The sequence below is a fragment of the Roseibium sp. RKSG952 genome (genome assembly GCF_009711355.1).
Genome location: NZ_SMMF01000926.1, coordinates 32,460 through 48,822, shown reverse-complemented (window position 1 = coordinate 48,822; position 16,363 = coordinate 32,460). Strand labels below are relative to the sequence as shown.

Annotated in this window: 7 protein-coding genes; 4 read left to right on the top strand and 3 right to left on the bottom strand. The window is 58.4% G+C overall.

Annotated features, from left to right (window positions below; genetic code table 11):
• The first annotated feature begins 22 nt into the window (after positions 1-22).
• From E1297_RS23230 to E1297_RS23215, 4 genes are all read left to right on the top strand, one after another.
• The gene (locus E1297_RS23230; RefSeq protein WP_209015946.1) at positions 23-1,264 is read left to right on the top strand and encodes a capsular biosynthesis protein; all 1,242 of its coding nucleotides are present in this window, start codon (positions 23-25) and stop codon (positions 1,262-1,264) included.
• Entirely contained in the window at positions 1,224-2,552 is a 1,329-nt protein-coding gene (locus E1297_RS23225) for a capsular biosynthesis protein (RefSeq protein ID WP_209015945.1), read from the top strand. The genes E1297_RS23230 and E1297_RS23225 overlap by 41 nt, the downstream gene beginning before the upstream one ends.
• Positions 2,552-4,306: a hypothetical protein gene (locus E1297_RS23220; RefSeq protein WP_155142739.1), complete on the top strand. Its 1,755-nt coding sequence runs from the start codon at positions 2,552-2,554 to the stop codon at positions 4,304-4,306. Before E1297_RS23225 ends, E1297_RS23220 begins: the two co-directional genes overlap by 1 nt.
• Positions 4,307-4,490: 184 nt before the next feature.
• Positions 4,491-5,306, top strand: a complete 816-nt coding sequence (locus E1297_RS23215; RefSeq protein ID WP_155142737.1) for an SDR family oxidoreductase — start codon at positions 4,491-4,493, stop codon at positions 5,304-5,306.
• Between the two features lie 98 nt (positions 5,307-5,404).
• Here the strand turns inward: E1297_RS23215 and E1297_RS23210 are convergent, their stop codons facing one another.
• The 3 genes from E1297_RS23210 to E1297_RS23200 form a co-directional block, all read right to left on the bottom strand.
• On the bottom strand, positions 5,405-6,790 hold the full coding sequence (locus E1297_RS23210) for an aminotransferase class I/II-fold pyridoxal phosphate-dependent enzyme (protein ID WP_244327862.1): 1,386 nt from the start codon (positions 6,788-6,790) through the stop codon (positions 5,405-5,407).
• Positions 6,787-14,373 (bottom strand): type I polyketide synthase, encoded by a 7,587-nt coding sequence (locus E1297_RS23205; protein ID WP_209015944.1) that lies wholly within the window; start codon positions 14,371-14,373, stop codon positions 6,787-6,789. The genes E1297_RS23210 and E1297_RS23205 overlap by 4 nt, the downstream gene beginning before the upstream one ends.
• Positions 14,374-14,785: 412 nt before the next feature.
• On the bottom strand, positions 14,786-16,327 hold the full coding sequence (locus tag E1297_RS23200; RefSeq protein WP_155142732.1) for a trimethylamine methyltransferase family protein: 1,542 nt from the start codon (positions 16,325-16,327) through the stop codon (positions 14,786-14,788).
• Positions 16,328-16,363: the final 36 nt, after the last annotated feature.

Sequence of the window (16,363 nt, the reverse complement as noted above, 5' to 3'; positions counted from 1 at the left end):
ACTTGGATGCAGGACCCTGCGCGTGAATCTTTGTGCGGGGGATTGGCTGAGCTGGAATGATGCGCGCGCAACCTCTTATCGGGGGCGGCTCAAGGATTGGAAGAACTGGCTGCGCACCTATTGCAAGACGCACGCTGTTACCGACATCGTTTATTATGCAGATCGTGTTCCCTATCACGTTGCTGCGGCTGAGGTTGGCAAGGAGCTGGGTATAGACTGCAGCGCCTATGAATTCGGCTATCTTCGCCCGGACTGGATCACACTGGAACGTGTCGGCATGTCGGCGCATTCCCTGTTCCCGGATGACCCGGAGGTGATTCGGGAGGCGGCGAACGGACTGCCCCAGATTGACCGGCGGCCCCTCTATAAGTTCGGGTTCTGGAATGAAGCGGTTCACGAAATCACCTACAACATGTCCAATGTGTTGTTCCGGTTGGCCTATCCGCATTTTGTCCGCGACAAGCTGTATCACCCCCTGATCGACTATCTGAGCAATATCCCGCGTCTGCTGTTGTCGCGCCCGCGGGAAAAAATGGCGGCACATCTTATTGACGATGTCATCGGGGTCGGACTGCCCTATTTCGTGTTTCCTCTTCAGCTTCAAAGTGACTATCAGCTCCGGTACAATTCGCCGTTCGATCACATCGCGGAAGCCGCTGAAGAAGTCATCCGGTCGTTCGCCAAGAATGCGCCGAAGGAAGCCCGGCTGGTCTTCAAGGTTCACCCGCTCGACAACGGCATAGAGCCTTGGCGGAAGATCCTGAAGCAATTGGCCCGGCACTATGGCGTCAAGAAACGGGTCTACGTCATTGATGGCGGCAATCTCGACAAGTTGCTTCGTCATGCGACCGGGGCCCTGACCATCAACAGCACCACGGGGATCCATGCGCTGCGCGCAGGGTGTTCCACGAAGGTTCTGGGGGTTGCGCTTTATGATATTGATGGCCTGACCTGCCAGAAACCCCTTGATGCGTTCTGGCGAGACGGCAGCAAGCCCAAAAAAGACCTTGTCGACGATCTGGAGCGGCTTTTGGGTGCCACAATACAGGTCAAGGGGTGCTTCTATACACCAGAGGGCCGCCATGCGGCGGCAAAGGCAATGGCGCGGCGGCTTGCCGATGGAACGGTCAATTTGCCTGGTGCCTTGATGGAAAAACCTCCGAGGCTTGAAAAAGCGCGGAAACTTGGCATAGCAACGACTTTTGACGAGCAGAAAGAACGCCGTGGCAAGACCGAATTGTGGACCCGTGCCTGGCGCGGCTGAAACGCTGGAACGCCGGGAGCGCCGGTTTCTGTTCCTGCAAGGGCCGCTCAGTCCCTTGTTCCGCCTGATTGGTGAAAACATTCGCCATCGCGGACATCAGGTCTTCCGGATCAATCTGTGTGCCGGTGACTGGCTGCATTGGCATGGCGAAGGCACGGTGCCGTACAGGGGGACGGTTGCGGACTGGCCGGCCCATATCGGCCGTTTCTTGCGTGAAAACCGGATTACAGACCTTGTCCTGCACGGGGATCAACGTGTGTATCATCGAGCTGCGGTCTCCGCGGCGGCGGGCCTCGGTATTCAGATCGCCGTCACGGAATTGGGATATCTGCGCCCCGGCTGGATGACGCTTGAACGGAACGGCTTGTCGACGCTCAGCCATTTTCCCGCAGAACCCGGCCAGATACGCCTGATTGCGAAAACTGCAGGCCCGGTCGATCTGGCGCCTCGCTACCCCGGGTCCCAATATCTTCAGATCGTTCCAGACGTTGTTTACAATCTTGCCAATGTCTTTTGCCGGTTTTTATATCCGAATTATCGGCGGCATACGATCTACCCGCCAGTTCTGGAATATGCCCGTGGCGCTGTTCGTATGCTGAGCGAAAACAACCGGAACAAGCAAGCTATAGCGCAGATAAAGAGCCTGAAGGAAAGTGGGGCACCATACTTCATTCTCCCGCTGCAGCTGGAAGGGGACTTTCAGTTGCGCCGCCACTCCCAATACAAGAGTTTCTCCGAGGTTCTGAATGTCATCCTCGAATCCTTTGCCGGATATGCGCCGCAGGAGGCTTCGATCGTTATCAAGACCCATCCGCTGGATGTGGGATATGAGAACTGGCCGAAGGTGATCAGGGATTTGCAGGACAAATACGGCTTGGGAGGGCGTGTCCTTTATCTTGATGGCGGGTCTCTCGAGGCGTTGTTCGACAAGGCCACGGGGCTCGTGACGTTGAATTCCACGGCCGGTCTTGAAGCCTTGCTGGCCGGTTGCCCGGTCAAGTGTCTGGTGCCTGCCCACTATGATGTTGAGGGTCTGACACATTCGGGTCCGCTTGAGAGTTTCTGGTCAAACGCGCAAGCCCCTGACACGGGTCTCCTGCAAGACTATGTGACAGCGATTGCCGCATGCATTCAGGTGCGCGGATCAATCCACAACAGGGAAGGTGTGACCGCCGCTGCCGCCAACATCGCAGAGCGCATCCTCAAACGTCAGTTGAATGAGCCGGGCGGCTATCTGCCCGAACCACCCCGTTTGGCGCGCGCGCGGGAACTGGGGGTGCCGTTGTAATGTCCGATTTGCCGCGTGAACCGAGAGGCTATTATCTCGCCGACAAGTCCCTCCTGGAGTTGACCGGTCAATTGCGGGTCGTCACCGGCGGTTGCACGAGGAAACGGATTGCGTCTTCGGCCGATTTCGTTGTCTGCGGTCTCGAGACTGCCGGTCTCAAATCGGCCGTACGTGCGGCGGGAGCATCGAAACCTATTCTTGTTGTGCTTCCGGGCGCTTTTGGAATGCGTTGCAGTGGCTATCCAACGTCGATGACCAGCGTTTTCGTTTCGCCTGATGCACTTCGTGGCGGGGTGACGGATCCGGAAGCCGTTGTGCTTGAAGTGCTTCACGCGCAAACGCAGCCCGTTGAAGAGGGGAGCAACTGCCCGGTTGCCGAGAATTTGGCTCGGGGCTCGGAAACACATGGGTTTCCGGCCTGGAATGCGGTCGCGAGTACTTCAGGGACCCCGCCCATCGTTACCGCCCTTGATCCGGAGCCCGCTGTCAAAGGAAACCAATGCCGCAAATCGTTTTGGCGCCGTTTTCTGGATATAGAGAATGACCCGGAGCGGAACCTTCAGCGCCTTGAGAGGGTGTTGACGGAGCATACCTCCTGGTTCGATCCCTATGACGGTAACGAGATCAGTGCCCACGAGGCGCTTGAGATTGCCGGCCTGATAGAAAGCCGCTGGCAGCAGAATGGCCGCCCAAGCCATTGTTATGGCGCGCAATACTGGAACCACCCGTCGATCAATGCCACATTCTCCGGTGCAGGTGGTCCCGTTACCTTCCACGAAAAATGGGAGGAGGCATTGACAGCTGCGCGCCGGGACGGGGGGCAGCTTATTTGCTGGGCCGGTCGAATCACTGCGGAAATCGAGGAGGCCTGCCGCAATCAGGGGGTGCCGGTCATCCGGATTGAGGACGGTTTCCTGCGCTCTGTCGGCCTGGGCGCAGGCCTTGCGCGCGGAGCAATGCTCGCGACGGATGATCTCGGCATTTATTATGACCCGTCCCGCGCGAGCCGGTTGCAGGAGTTGTTGCAAGTCCGCGATTTGTTGGAGTCGGAAAAACAGCGCGGGCGGGACCTGATTGCGGAAATTGTCAACGCCAAAGTGTCGAAGTACAATTTCGGCAAGATGCGTGATTTTCGTTTCCGGACGGACCGGAAGATCATTCTCGTTCCGGGGCAGGTGGCCGATGATGCCGCGATCCGGAAATCCAGATCGTCGACCATTGACTGCGCTTGCACGCCGAATGTGAATCTGGATTTGTTGAAACTTGCCCGCGATCGCAATCCCGAGGCTTTCATTGTATTCAAGCCGCATCCTGACGTTGAAACCGGGCTTCGCAAGGGCAAGCTCGCAGCGGACGACTTGGCAGGACTCGCGGATGAGGTCGCAACACAAGCCAACATTGTCGACCTGATTGAGGCGTGCGACGAACTTGAAACATTTTCGTCCCTGTCCGGTTATGAGGCCTTGCTGCGGGGAAAGAAAGTCACGGTTCATGGAGTGCCGTTTTATGCCGGATGGGGTCTCACGCAGGATTTGACACCGACGCCGGAGCGGACCCGTACCAGGCACCTTGACGAGCTGGTGTATCTCGCCCTGGTCGAATATGCGCGCACGATCGATCCGGTGAGCCTCATTCATTGCAGCCCGGAATTTCTGGTTTCCCGGTTGAAGTTCCAGCGGGACGACCGGCGCCACTTGATCGTCACCGCGTTCCGCCGTCATATGAGTTGGCTTGGCCGCAAACTGGGCCTTTAGAAACACCATTGATCAGTTGACCCTTAGCCAAATGAAAGCAGCACTTTCACTTCGCCATCCCGTATAAAAACTCTCGATTTTGTCCCTGATGACAGCCGGGCCGAACAATGAGCCGGCCTGACCGGGTCCCGATCATTCCGGGTTTTAAAAAGATCTCACAACACGCAAAAGGTGCTTAAGTCGCATGGCCCGTTTTGACCCGCAAACGATAGTTCTGACTGGTGCCAGCGGTGGCATAGGCGAAGAACTTGCGAAAGAGCTCGCCGGACCGGGGCGCAGGTTCCTGTTGATTGCGAGAGATCGGGACAAACTCGCTGCCTTGGCTGTGCGGCTTGAAGCGCAAGGCGCGTCTGCAGAGATCGCCGCTCTTGATGTCCGGGACAAGGTGGCGTTGACGGATAGCTTGTCAGCCTTCGACCGCAAGCATCCGGTTGATCTGGTCATTGCCAATGCGGGGGTGACAGCCGGGTTGGGTGCCGACCGGTCAAGGGAGGCCGAGCACGAAGTGGAGCGGCAGATCGACATCAACTACCGGGCAGCGGTCAATACGGTGTCTGGGCTGGCGGAGGCGATGCGGGTGCGGGGCAGGGGGCAGGTTGTGCTTGTCGCCTCTCTGGCGGGTTTGCGTCCCTTGCCGGACATGCCGACCTACAGTGCCACAAAGGCAGCCCTGATCGCCTACGGGCATGCCTTACGCGGCTGGCTCAAGCCGTTCGGCGTCGGCGTCACCATATTGTGCCCGGGATTTGTCACCACGCCCATGTCGATCCGGCACAATGGTGCCAAGCCTTTCGAGATCTCTGCCGACAAGGCAGCCAGGCTGATGTACAAGGCGATCATGAAACGCAAGGCACTATACGCCTTTCCGTTTCCGCTCGCATTCGGGATTTACTTGCAAAACCTCCTGCCACCGCGACTGGCCGACCTGTTTGTCGGCGGCTTCGGGGCGGAAATTGAGAAAGATCCGCGCTATGAGCATGAGGGCGGGATGAGGGAGTAGCAGCAACCGGAAAATGGCCGTGCGAATCATCTTCACATGCCTTTCGGGTGCGTCATCGGGATTAATTGAGTCCGATGATGCACCCGGTGGATTGCCTGTTATTGAGCGGCCTTGACCAAGCGGTCAACCACAGATCCGCCGTTCTGGACTATTGCCAATTCCTCGGCGGTGATCGCCACGGCTTGCGCGATCTGGTCGCTGGTATGCTCGCTTGTAATGAAAAACCGGAGTCTTGCTGCTTTTTCAGGCACTGCCGGAAAAATGATTGGCAGTGCATTAACACCACGTGCAAGCAAACGGTTGGAAAGCATTGCCGCATTGACGGAATCGCCGACGATGACCGGGATGACCGCATAACCCATGCTCGGACCGGTATCGAGTCCGGCTTCCTTGGCGAGCTTCAGGAACAGATGCCCGTTCTCCTTGAGCCTGCGGACGCGGTCTGGCTCCCGTTCCATCAGGTCGATGGATGTGATGGCTGCGGCTGCAAGGGCCGGGGACATTCCGACGGAGAAGACAAAACCCGGAGCCGAGACCTTCAGATAGTCACAGAGCACTTTCGATCCGGCAATATATCCGCCGCATGAAGAAAAGGTCTTGCTCAGTGTCCCCATCCAGAGTTCGACCTCGGTAGAGTCTATGCCGAAATGCTCCGCAATGCCACGCCCGGTTTGGCCCAGAACACCAATGGAATGGGCTTCGTCGACCATCAGCCAGGAATCATAGGATTGTTTTAGCCGGACGACGCGTCTGAGGTCCGGGAAATCCCCGTCCATCGAGTACAGGCCCTCGACGATAATCAGAACATTCTCGTATTTGTGCCGGTTATCTGCGAGCAGCCGCTCAAGTGCGTCCAGATCGTCATGAGGAAAGTTCATCCGGGTTGCCCCGGACAGGCGTGCGCCTTCCGCAATCGAATTGTGCACCAGCGTGTCGGTGAGTATCAGATCTCCCTTGCCCATCAGGTGCCCGATGGTGGTCACATTGGTAGCGTGACCGGACACCATCACGATTGCGGATTCGGTCCCGTGCACGCGCGCCAAGGCGGCTTCAAGTTCCCCGTGAAACGGCCGCTCGCCCGCAACGATGCGGCTTGCTGACACGCTCGTCCCAAACCGCTCTACGGCCTCTACCGAAGCAGCGTTCACCTCCGGGTGACCGTTCAGGCCCAGATAGTTGTAGGACGCGAAATTGTCATGCGGCTTGCCATCAATCACCGTTTTGCCGGCGGCAAGACCGTCATGCGGGCGGAAAAACGGGTTTTCGATCCCCATCATGTCCGCGGCTGCACGGTGCATCTGAAGCTGCTTGATCTGAGGCAGGTCCCGAAAATCATATGCTTTTTTGCGCGGCTTGTTGTCGACCGCAGCAAGTGGGGCTTGCTTGCGGTCCCGAGCCGAGCGCCGGCCAGCCGTGAGGCTGGCCCTCAGGTTTTCGCGGTCTTGCCCGGCAAGACTCTGACTGCCCTTTTTATTGTCCGTCAAAGAAACGACCCCAACTCACGACTCTTATCCTCTACCTTGGCGGCCACATCGGACAGATCCGATTGCTCAGCCAAATCGCCTGTCACATGCTGGCTGGCCAATTGTTGGCTTTCAGCTGATATCCCTTCAGCCTCTTCGCCGAGCACGCGGCCCGCCACGCGGCCGGACAGATCTATCAGTGTGGCCCCATTTGCAAGAGACATCAACGGGATATCGATTCCAAGCTGTCTTTCGGCGCTCATGCGCAGTTCCAGTGCCATGAGCGAATCCATGCCAATATCTGACAAGGGCTTGTGGTGGTCGATTTCCTCAGGTGCAATGCGCAGGATCTTTCCGATCTCTGCGGCCAGTAGCTTTGCCACGGTCTGGGTCGCGGCAACCTTGTCCAGACCTGCAAGCAGAGCGTGGAGATCTATGGCTCCTTCCACGCCTGCATCTTCCTCAGATCCGAGGCCGAGAAGGCCCACAAGCGGGCTCCCCATCAGCGCGAGGTCCTTGCGGGCCGCTTGCCAATCGATCCTTGCATAGCCGACGGCCGCCATGTGCTGATTGTCCTGCGGCAGGCTCATCAAGTGCATCAGGCCGTCAAGCGCTTCCTTGGCCGTCAGGGCGTGCCGTCCCAGCTTGCGAGACAGCAACTCATTGACGTCCTCGTTGCGGGCCAGATATCCGGCATCCGCAATCGCCCCCCAGGCAACGGCAAGTCCGGGTTTGCCTTCCGTACGGCGTTTCCGGGCCAAGGCTTCAAGATAGCCATTGGCGGCAACATAATTGGCCTGACCCGGGTTTCCGACGAGGGTGGTTGCCGAAGAATAGAGCACGAAATGATCCAGAGGATCCGCTGCCGTGTGCCTGTCCAGCAGCTCCGCGCCCTTGACCTTCGGTGCAAGAACCCTGGTCAGTCCGTCATGATCGAGGTTCGAGATCAGAACATCGTTCAAGACCATCGCTGTATGGAACACGCCCTTGATCAGCTGGCCTTTTGCGCGGATTTGCGCCAAGGCGTCAACGATCTTGTCTTCATCGGTAATGTCGCATGCGTAGCCGGTCACGGTGGCTGCGCGTTGACGGAGTTCGTCAATCAAGGCCGCAGCTTCTTCCGTTTCGCTGCCGCGGCGGCTCAGAACCGCGATATGACGGGCGCCCCTGTCCACCAGGCGTCTTTGCAACTCTGCGCCAAAGCCACCGAAGCCCCCGGCAATCACATAGACACCGTCAGGATCGAAGGTAACATCGGTCTGCGTTGCAATGTCGCCCGGGACCTGCGGCGGGCGCAGCACGATCTTGCCGATATGACCGGCCTGTTGCATCAGGCGGAAAGCGTCGACCACCTGATCCGCCTCGAAAATCCGGTAGGGCAGGGGTGTCAGCGTGCCGTCTTCGAACAAGGCGACCAGTTTGGTGAACAGCTCTTCCGCGAGTTTCGGCTGACGTGTCAGCAACTGATCCGCGTCGATCCCGAAATATGTCAGGTTCTGACGGAAGGGCCTAAGACCGATACGCGTGTTGCCGTAATAGTCGCGTTTGCCGAGCTCAAGGAACCGCCCAAAAGGTTTCAGAACCTCGATGCTGCGCTCCATTGCCTCGCCAAACAGCGAATTCAGGACGACATCAACGCCCTCGCCATCGGTCTCGTCAAAGACCGCATCGACAAAGGCAAGGCTACGCGAATCCAGCACCACGTCGGCTCCAAGGAGACGCAGAGTGTTGCGCTTTTCGGGAGAACCGGCTGTTGCAATGATTCTGGCACCGCGCGCCTTGGCGATCTGAAGAGCAGCCAATCCAACGCCGCCGGCTCCGCCGTGAATGAGCACCGTTTCGCCTTCGCTCAGATGCGCAAGATGTACCAGCGCATAATAAGCAGTCAGGAAGGTGACCGGGATGGTTGCCGCTTCTTCCGACGACACCGCACTTGGCATGGGTGCGCATCCGCTTTCATCGACGGTCACATGGCTTGCAAAGCAGGCCGGGGCAAAGGTGATGACCCGATCACCTGGCTTGAAGCGGGTAACGCCCTCGCCACACGACACGATGGTTCCGCAGCATTCCATGCCAAGCGTCGGTCCGGCAAATCCGTCCTCAAGCGCTTCTTCGGGCAAGAGCCCGAGCGCCCACATGACATCGCGGAAGTTCAGGCCGCTTGCTTCAACGGCAATCTCGACCTCGGAACCAGCCGGCTCCGCACGCGACACCGGTTGCCACGCCAGTTGATCAAGCGCGCCCTGGCGCATGATATCGAGGCGCATGGCCGGTTTTGCAGCTTGCGGCAGGCGATTTTCTGTCAGGACGCCGCCTTGCAGGATACGCAGTCCGTAGCGTGTCCGGCCTTCCAGGATGATTTCCCGCTCGCAATTGTCATGCGAGATCTCGTCAGCTAGCCGGGCTGCGGCAATGCCGGGTTCCAACGTCGGCGACACGTCGATGAGCTTCAGGTTCGCATCCGGAAACTCGTTCATCGCCACACGGCCATAAGCCCAGATCGCGGCTTGCGCCGGTGCCCGGGTTTGGCCATTGCTCAGCCCGTGTCCACCGCCGGGCGCAATCACCGTGACATTGGCCTTGTCCGGGCCAATCGCGTTCAAAATCCGGGTCAACGACCACGTGCGTTGATCGACAGTTTCCTGATCGTCCCGGCCATTGACGTAAGCGCCCTGCACATGAACGATGTTTCCGTCGGCTGCCGCAAGCAAGTTTTTGATTTCTGAAAGGTCGTTGTCCGGGTTCAGTGTCCAGACATCGTCCAACTGGCCAGTCTGCCCGCCTTTCACAGCCATTACCGGAGCAAAGCCTTTATGCTCCAGACACGCAATCAGGCCGTCTGCCAGTTTGCGGGCATCGCCTTCAGCATCGGTGAACAGAAGAATACGCTTCTTCTCTACGTCACTGTTGGCGTTCGAGCTTTCCTCTCGCTTCTTGGATGGCGGCGCCAGATACCCCGATACAAGGTCCATCTCGGACATGTCGGAGTTGATGGGAGCCGTCTCGATCCCTTCAACACCGCTCGCCAGGAAGCGTTCTTCCGTTGTCTTTGAACCAACGATCGAGATCGGGAACTCGGCAGAAACACTTTCTTGCCACCAGTCCTTGCCCACTCCGCGTATCAGATCAGTCACCGGAGACGGAAGCGCTTCTGCAGCAACGACCAAGGCGCCCGGTGCACTGGCGGACTTGATGGCATTCCAGTGGTCTTCGGTAACTGCAGCAAGACTTTCGCTGACGATGATCGCGTCAAATTCGCCGCCTGCATCGGAAAGGGCTTCGGGGTTGAGTTCCGCAAACTGGGTTGCCTGTGACCCCGCCCACAAACGCTCAGCCCGGGATACAACCGGTTCGGACGGGTCCGTCACCACGATCGAAGTGTGTTCAACCGCGATTGCCTGATCGACTGCGACTGATAGATCTGTTGAACCGGCTCCTACGATCAGGATGCGGAGTGCCTTGTCATCCGGCCAGCGGGACACCACCCCGAGAGCAAGATCCTGCAGGGCTTTCGAACGTGCGAGGGCGGCAGGGGACGCATTTGTATAGGCGTCAAACAGGCCGTTGGCATAGAATTCGGACGCGCTGACCTTTAGGCCATGTTCCAATACGGTTGCCAGATCCGTGTTGAGGCGCGCGAGCAGGGCCGCTTCGCTGATATGTGCCGCGCCTTCCTGTAGGACAGTCTGCATGATGCTGGCCGCTTCGGGGCCGCTTGCCGGATCCGAGAGTGCAAAATCTTCGCCGTCCAGGGCCTCAGCAATACCATCCTCTTCCAGCCAGGAAAGCAGATTGGCCGCCAGCGGCACGGACGTCTCGTGCAGTTTTCCAGCGGTCAGCAGGCGCGATACGGACACAATACCGTCCGTGCTCAAATTCCAAAGGGTACTATGTGCAACTGTCCTTCCAAGCGCCTCGATCAGCAGGCTCTGGTCGCTCGGGTCCGGGGCTGCATCCGCCGTAACAGACAGGTTTGCAGCGAAACGGCCAAATCCTTCCGGAATGATCTCCTTGATCGGCGAAACATGACCGATCTCGGGCAGGAGTTTCGCAATTTGCCGGTAAGCCAGTTCATCGGCCCGGCTTTCCCGGCCGAGTTTCACCGCCCGGAAGCGCGCCTGCATCAAGCGCGCGACAACCTGGCCGCCTTCGTCGAGATACTCAAAGGTGGCCTCGATCGACCTCGGTGATGCCTTGGTGACCTTGATACGGACAGACGCAGGAATTCCTTCCGGCTTAAGCAACCGCAAGCCGCCAACCCTGATCGGCAGGAAACTTGTTTGGTCCGGAATGTCTGCAACGCCTCTGAGCAGCGCGAACAGGCCATGGAAGCCGCTGTCAACCAGGGTTGGGCAGAGCGCGAGCTTCTCGTTAATTACGGCATCTGCCTGTGGGCGCAAGGAAACGGTCGCGGTGCGCTCGTCATGGCGGACAACCGATTCAGCACGGCGGAACACCGGGCCGTAATTCAGGCCGAAGGTTTCCGTCAGGGCGTAGAGAGCGTCATGCTCCATCACATCCGCGGATGCGTCGGATCCCGATAGGCGAGGTGTGCGGGAGTCGGTCGACGGCGTGCTGAAATGACCGCGGGCATTCAGGGACCAGTCACCCTCGGACAGGCGTGGCCGGGAAAGAACCTCGACGACCCGGTCATCTGGTGAAATTCGAACCAGTGTCTCCCAGATTTCGTCGCCTTCCATCACCAGCGGACGAAGAATGTCGAAATCGCGCAACTCGATCGCGTCGCTTTTGGTCCACCGCAGTCCGGCGCGCAGAGCCATTTCCAGGAAGCCGGCCGCAGGGAAGACAACTGATCCTTCGACCTTGTGATCTTCCAGCCACCCGATCACACCCGTGTTCACGTGGTTGAACCACTCGGCAGCATCCTGGCGCAAGCGGTATCCCAGCAAGGGCCAGGTCGTGCCGAACATGAAATCAATGCGTTCGCCGGTTGGCTCCGGCTTGAATTCCGTGTTCTGCCACGGGTAGGTCGGCAGATCCGCAAGACGTTCCGGGCGCGGGGCTACATACTTGTTCAGATCCACACGGCCGCCATTGGCAACGATCAAGGCTGCGATTCGGGTAACCGGGTTGTCAGTCGGCAGCGTCTTCTTGCCCGGTTGGTCCAGGGATGCAAGCACCTGCGCCTTTTTGCCGTCATGCCGAACGACATCATTGATGTAGGTGGCAAGAACGACCTTGGGGCCAATTTCCACAAATACACCAATGCCATCTTCGGTCATACGTGACACGGCATCAGCGAACCGAACCGGTTTGCGGACGTTCTGCCACCAGTAGTTTGCGGACAGTTCGACAGCATCGGCCTCGGGATCGACCGTGGAGTAAAAGGGTATTTCCGGCGCCGTTGGCTTCAGGCCATCAAGGGCATTCAAAAGCGGCGCCTTGATCGGGTCTACGAGCGCGCTGTGGAACGGATAGGCCAGATTCAAGCGCCGCAGGGCCCACTTGTTCTTGCGCGCGAATTTGGCAAAGGCATCAAGGCTTTCGGCATCGCCTGAAATCGTGACACTTCGTGGACTGTTGACCGCGGCAAGTTCAAGGCGCGGGAGGCCGCTCTTCTTGATCGCGTCCACGGCCTGATCGGCCGGTAGCAAAAGCGCGGCCATGGAACCAAGGTCGCGAACGACCTCCTGTTCGCTCGAACGCGCATGAATGACCTTCACGGCCTGTTCGAGGGAGAGCGCGCCGCAACACCACGCTGCGGCCACTTCGCCGACCGAATGTCCGGTTACCGCATCCGGTTCGACCCCGCGGTCGCGCAAGGCGTCCACAAGGGCCACCTGGATTGCGAACAGCAGGGGCTGCGCTACTTCGGCGCGCTCAAGGTCGCTTTCCAGATCCTCGGCAAACAGCGTGGTCAGCAGTGACCAGCCGCCCACGCCCATAAAGATCTTGTCCACGCGCTCGAATGCGAGCCGGAACGCCTCGTCCTTTTGATAGGCTTCCTGGCCCATGCCAGCCCATTGCGACCCGTTGCCTGCAAAGGCGTACCCGATCTTGTCGACAGGCTTGAAGGCTGAACCGCTGACGGCATCCATCTGCGGTTCTTCTTTCAAAAACGCATCGAGCGCGGCGAGCCGTTTTTCCGCCGTATCGCCGAGGACAATCAACCGTTCTGCTGCAAGGTCGCGTCCATGGACCGTCGAGGTCGCAAGATGTGCTGCGGCAGCATCCGAACCGTCTGCAATCATATCCCGGTACGTGGCTGCCAGTGCCTTCAAGGCATCCGATGCACGCGCGGACAGGATAAGCGGAGCATCAAGGCGCTCTTCCTCAGCGTGGGCTTCTTGTACGCGGTCACCGTCAGAAATGATTGTATGCGCATTGGTGCCGCCAAAGCCGAACGAATTCACGCCGGCGAGCCGGTCTTCGGTTCGCGCCGGTAGCTCCACCGCTTCACCGGCGACCTTGAGGTTCAGTTCCTCAAAAGGAATGTCCGGGTTTGGATTGTTGAAGTGCAGGGACGGCGGCAGCAGGTCGTTTTTCAGCGCGAGCGTCGCTTTCAGCAGGCCTACAAGCCCGGAAACCGGTTCCAGGTGGCCGACATTGGTCTTGACCGAGCCAATCGGCAAAACGTCGCCGCGCTTCTGACCAATGACTTTTCCGAGCGCATCAGCCTCAGCCGGATCGCCAACCCGGGTTCCGGTACCGTGTGCTTCGACGAAAGCCAAGGCGTTGGGGTCGATACTGTGGCCATCATACATCTCGCGCAGAAGACCTGCCTGCGCGTAGGGCGATGGAAGCGACATCCCGACAGTGCGGCCATCTGCATTGATGCCTGACGCAAGGATCCGTGCGTGGGCTGTGGTGCCGGGAAGCGCTCCGGCGCGGCGCGCGCGCAGGACCATCACCACACCACCTTCGGAACGGACATAGCCGTCGCCATTGGCATCAAAGGCCTGGCAGAGCCCGGTAGGAGACAGCATGGTCGCGCGCGAAAAGCCGACAAATGCAAACGGGCTAAGCAGAAGGCTTACACCGCAAACGATAGCCGTATCAATTTGCCCGCTTTCGAGCGCGGAAACAGCCTCGTGCAGGGCGACGAGAGATGAGGAGCACGCTGTGTCCACGGTAAAGCTCGGACCACGAAGGTCATAGATATAGGAAATTCGGTTGGACACGATCGACAAGGTGTTGCCGGTCATGAACTGCATGTCGGCGGTTGCCGGGTCGACAAGAAAACGATGGTGGTAATCAAGTGATGAGGCGCCCACATAAACGCCTGTGTTGGTCCCGGCCAAATCACTCGGGCGAACGTTCGCCTGTTCCAGGGCCTCCCATACCAATTGCAGCAACAAGCGCTGCTGCGGATCCATCTGCAAGGCCTCACGGGGAGAAATTCCGAAGAATGCAGGGTCGAATGCCCAAACATCATCGAGTTGTCCAGCCGCCCAAGTATACGACTTTCCTGCGGCAGATTGATCCGGATGTCCGAAACGAGCCAAGGGCCAGCGGGCTTCCGAAACAGATGTGACTGAACATGTGCCGGTTTTCAAAAGATCCCAGAACTCATCCGGGGTATTGGCGCCCGGCAACCGGTTTGAGTATCCAATAATGTCAATGTTCGAAGTCAGAGAAGCCACAGAAAGACCTTCACCCGTATTCGCCGCTTTGGGCATTAGTTCACATTTTTCAAGGATGCCGACGCGACCGGCAACTCCATCGGCACTTCATTATAGGCCTTGGGCGCTTATGGCTAGAAGGGTTGCGTCATAGATCCTTGCACAATTTTTGCTGTGTCAATATTTCCACACCTTTGGCCTTAGCCTAGCTCATGGCGAGGGGCGTTTCCAGCTGTGGAGTTTGTGTTAACTGTTAGAAATTGTAGTGTTTGTGTTGTTTTAATTGGTACTTGCGGCGTTTTGGCAACGGGTAAAGCCGCAATATTACAACGTCTTGTCTGAATGCTTGAGGGGAATTCTGAGCAGATGCAGTCTTTGTAACAAAAAAGGCGGCGCAAAAATGCGCCGCCTTGGTCAGCAGTTTTTAGTTGTTTCACACGTTGCTGTCGGGGAAAGACGCCTTGCGCTCTGCAATGAAGGTCAAGAGCGCCTCGTCGATTGCAGGATCCAGTTCGGGTCCGGAATAGGCCCGCAGCTGCTCCTTCCAGAGAGAGTTGGCGCGTTTGGCGGCATCCAGTTCGCCGTCGGCCAGCCATTGCTCATAGGAATTGTTGTCGGCGATGGCGGATCGGTAGAACGCGCTCTCGAAGTTGCGTTGCGTATGTGCTGCGCCGAGGAAATGACCTCCAGGGCCAACCTCCTGAAGCGCATCCATTGCCATAGCCTCGTCGGAGATGTCGATACCTTTGGCAAGCACGTGCATCATGCCGAGCTGGTCGGAATCCATGACGAATTTCTCGTAGGACGAGCAAAGCCCACCCTCGAGCCAGCCTGCCGAATGCAGCGCAAAATTCACTCCACTTTGAACCGTGGCGGTAATCGTCTGGGCGGATTCCTGGGCCGCCTGGGCGTCGGGCAGTTTCGATGCTGTAAATGAACCGCCTGAACGGAACGGCAACCCGTGACGGCGCGCAAGCTTTGCCGCACCATTCAGAAGCAAAGACCCTTCCGGGCTTCCGAATGTCGGGGCGCCCGACTGCATGGATATGGAACTGACGAAGGCACCGAAAACAACCGGTGCGCCAGGACGGATCAACTGGGTCAACGCGCAGCCGGCCAAGGCTTCTGCCAGCACCTGTGACAGGGTTCCTGCAACCGTCACCGGGCTCATGGCACCGGCCAGAATGAAGGGTGAGACGATGCAGGCCTGGTTGTGCTTGGCATAAACCTGAAGCGCGCCAAGCATGGTTGCGTCGAACACCAGTGGTGAATTGGCGTTGATCAGCTGGATCATTACGCAGTTCTGGTCGACAAAGTCCTCACCAAAGGTGATCTGCGCCATCTTGACCGAATCTTCAGCACGTTCAGGTGCCGTGACCGATCCCATGAACGGCTTGTCCGAATATTTGATATGGGAATAGACCATATCGAAATGGCGCTTGTTGACCGGAAGGTCGACCGGTTCGCAGACTGTCCCGCCCGAATGGTGCAGCCAGGGCGACAGGTAGGCGAGCTTTACGAAATTCCGGAAATCCTCGATCGTGCCATAGCGGCGCCCCTGATCGAGGTCTGTCACGAAGGGAGGACCGTAGACCGGGGCGAGCACCAGGTTTTTGCCGCCGATTTCCACATTGCGAGCCGGGTTCCGCGCATGCTGGGTGAATTGGGAAGGCGCGGTCTTGATCAGCTCCTGCAGCATGCCTTTGGGGAAACGAACCCGTTCACCATCAACATCCGCCCCTGCGTCCTTCCAGAGCTTCAAGACTTCCGGAGCTTCCCTAAATTCGATCCCGATCTCCGCGAGTATCCGGTCGGTCTGCGCTTCGATCTTTTCCGCACCTTCGTCACTCAGGACTTCAAAGACGGGGATGCCCCGCGTGATGTAGGGCGTGCTCAATCCACCCGGGCCGGCTTTGCGGCGTTCCCGGCGGGCGGACCTCCCACGACGTCCGGCGGATGCAGCGGCGTCAGACATTTATTCGTGCTCCAGCAATGAGAGTCATCATTATCG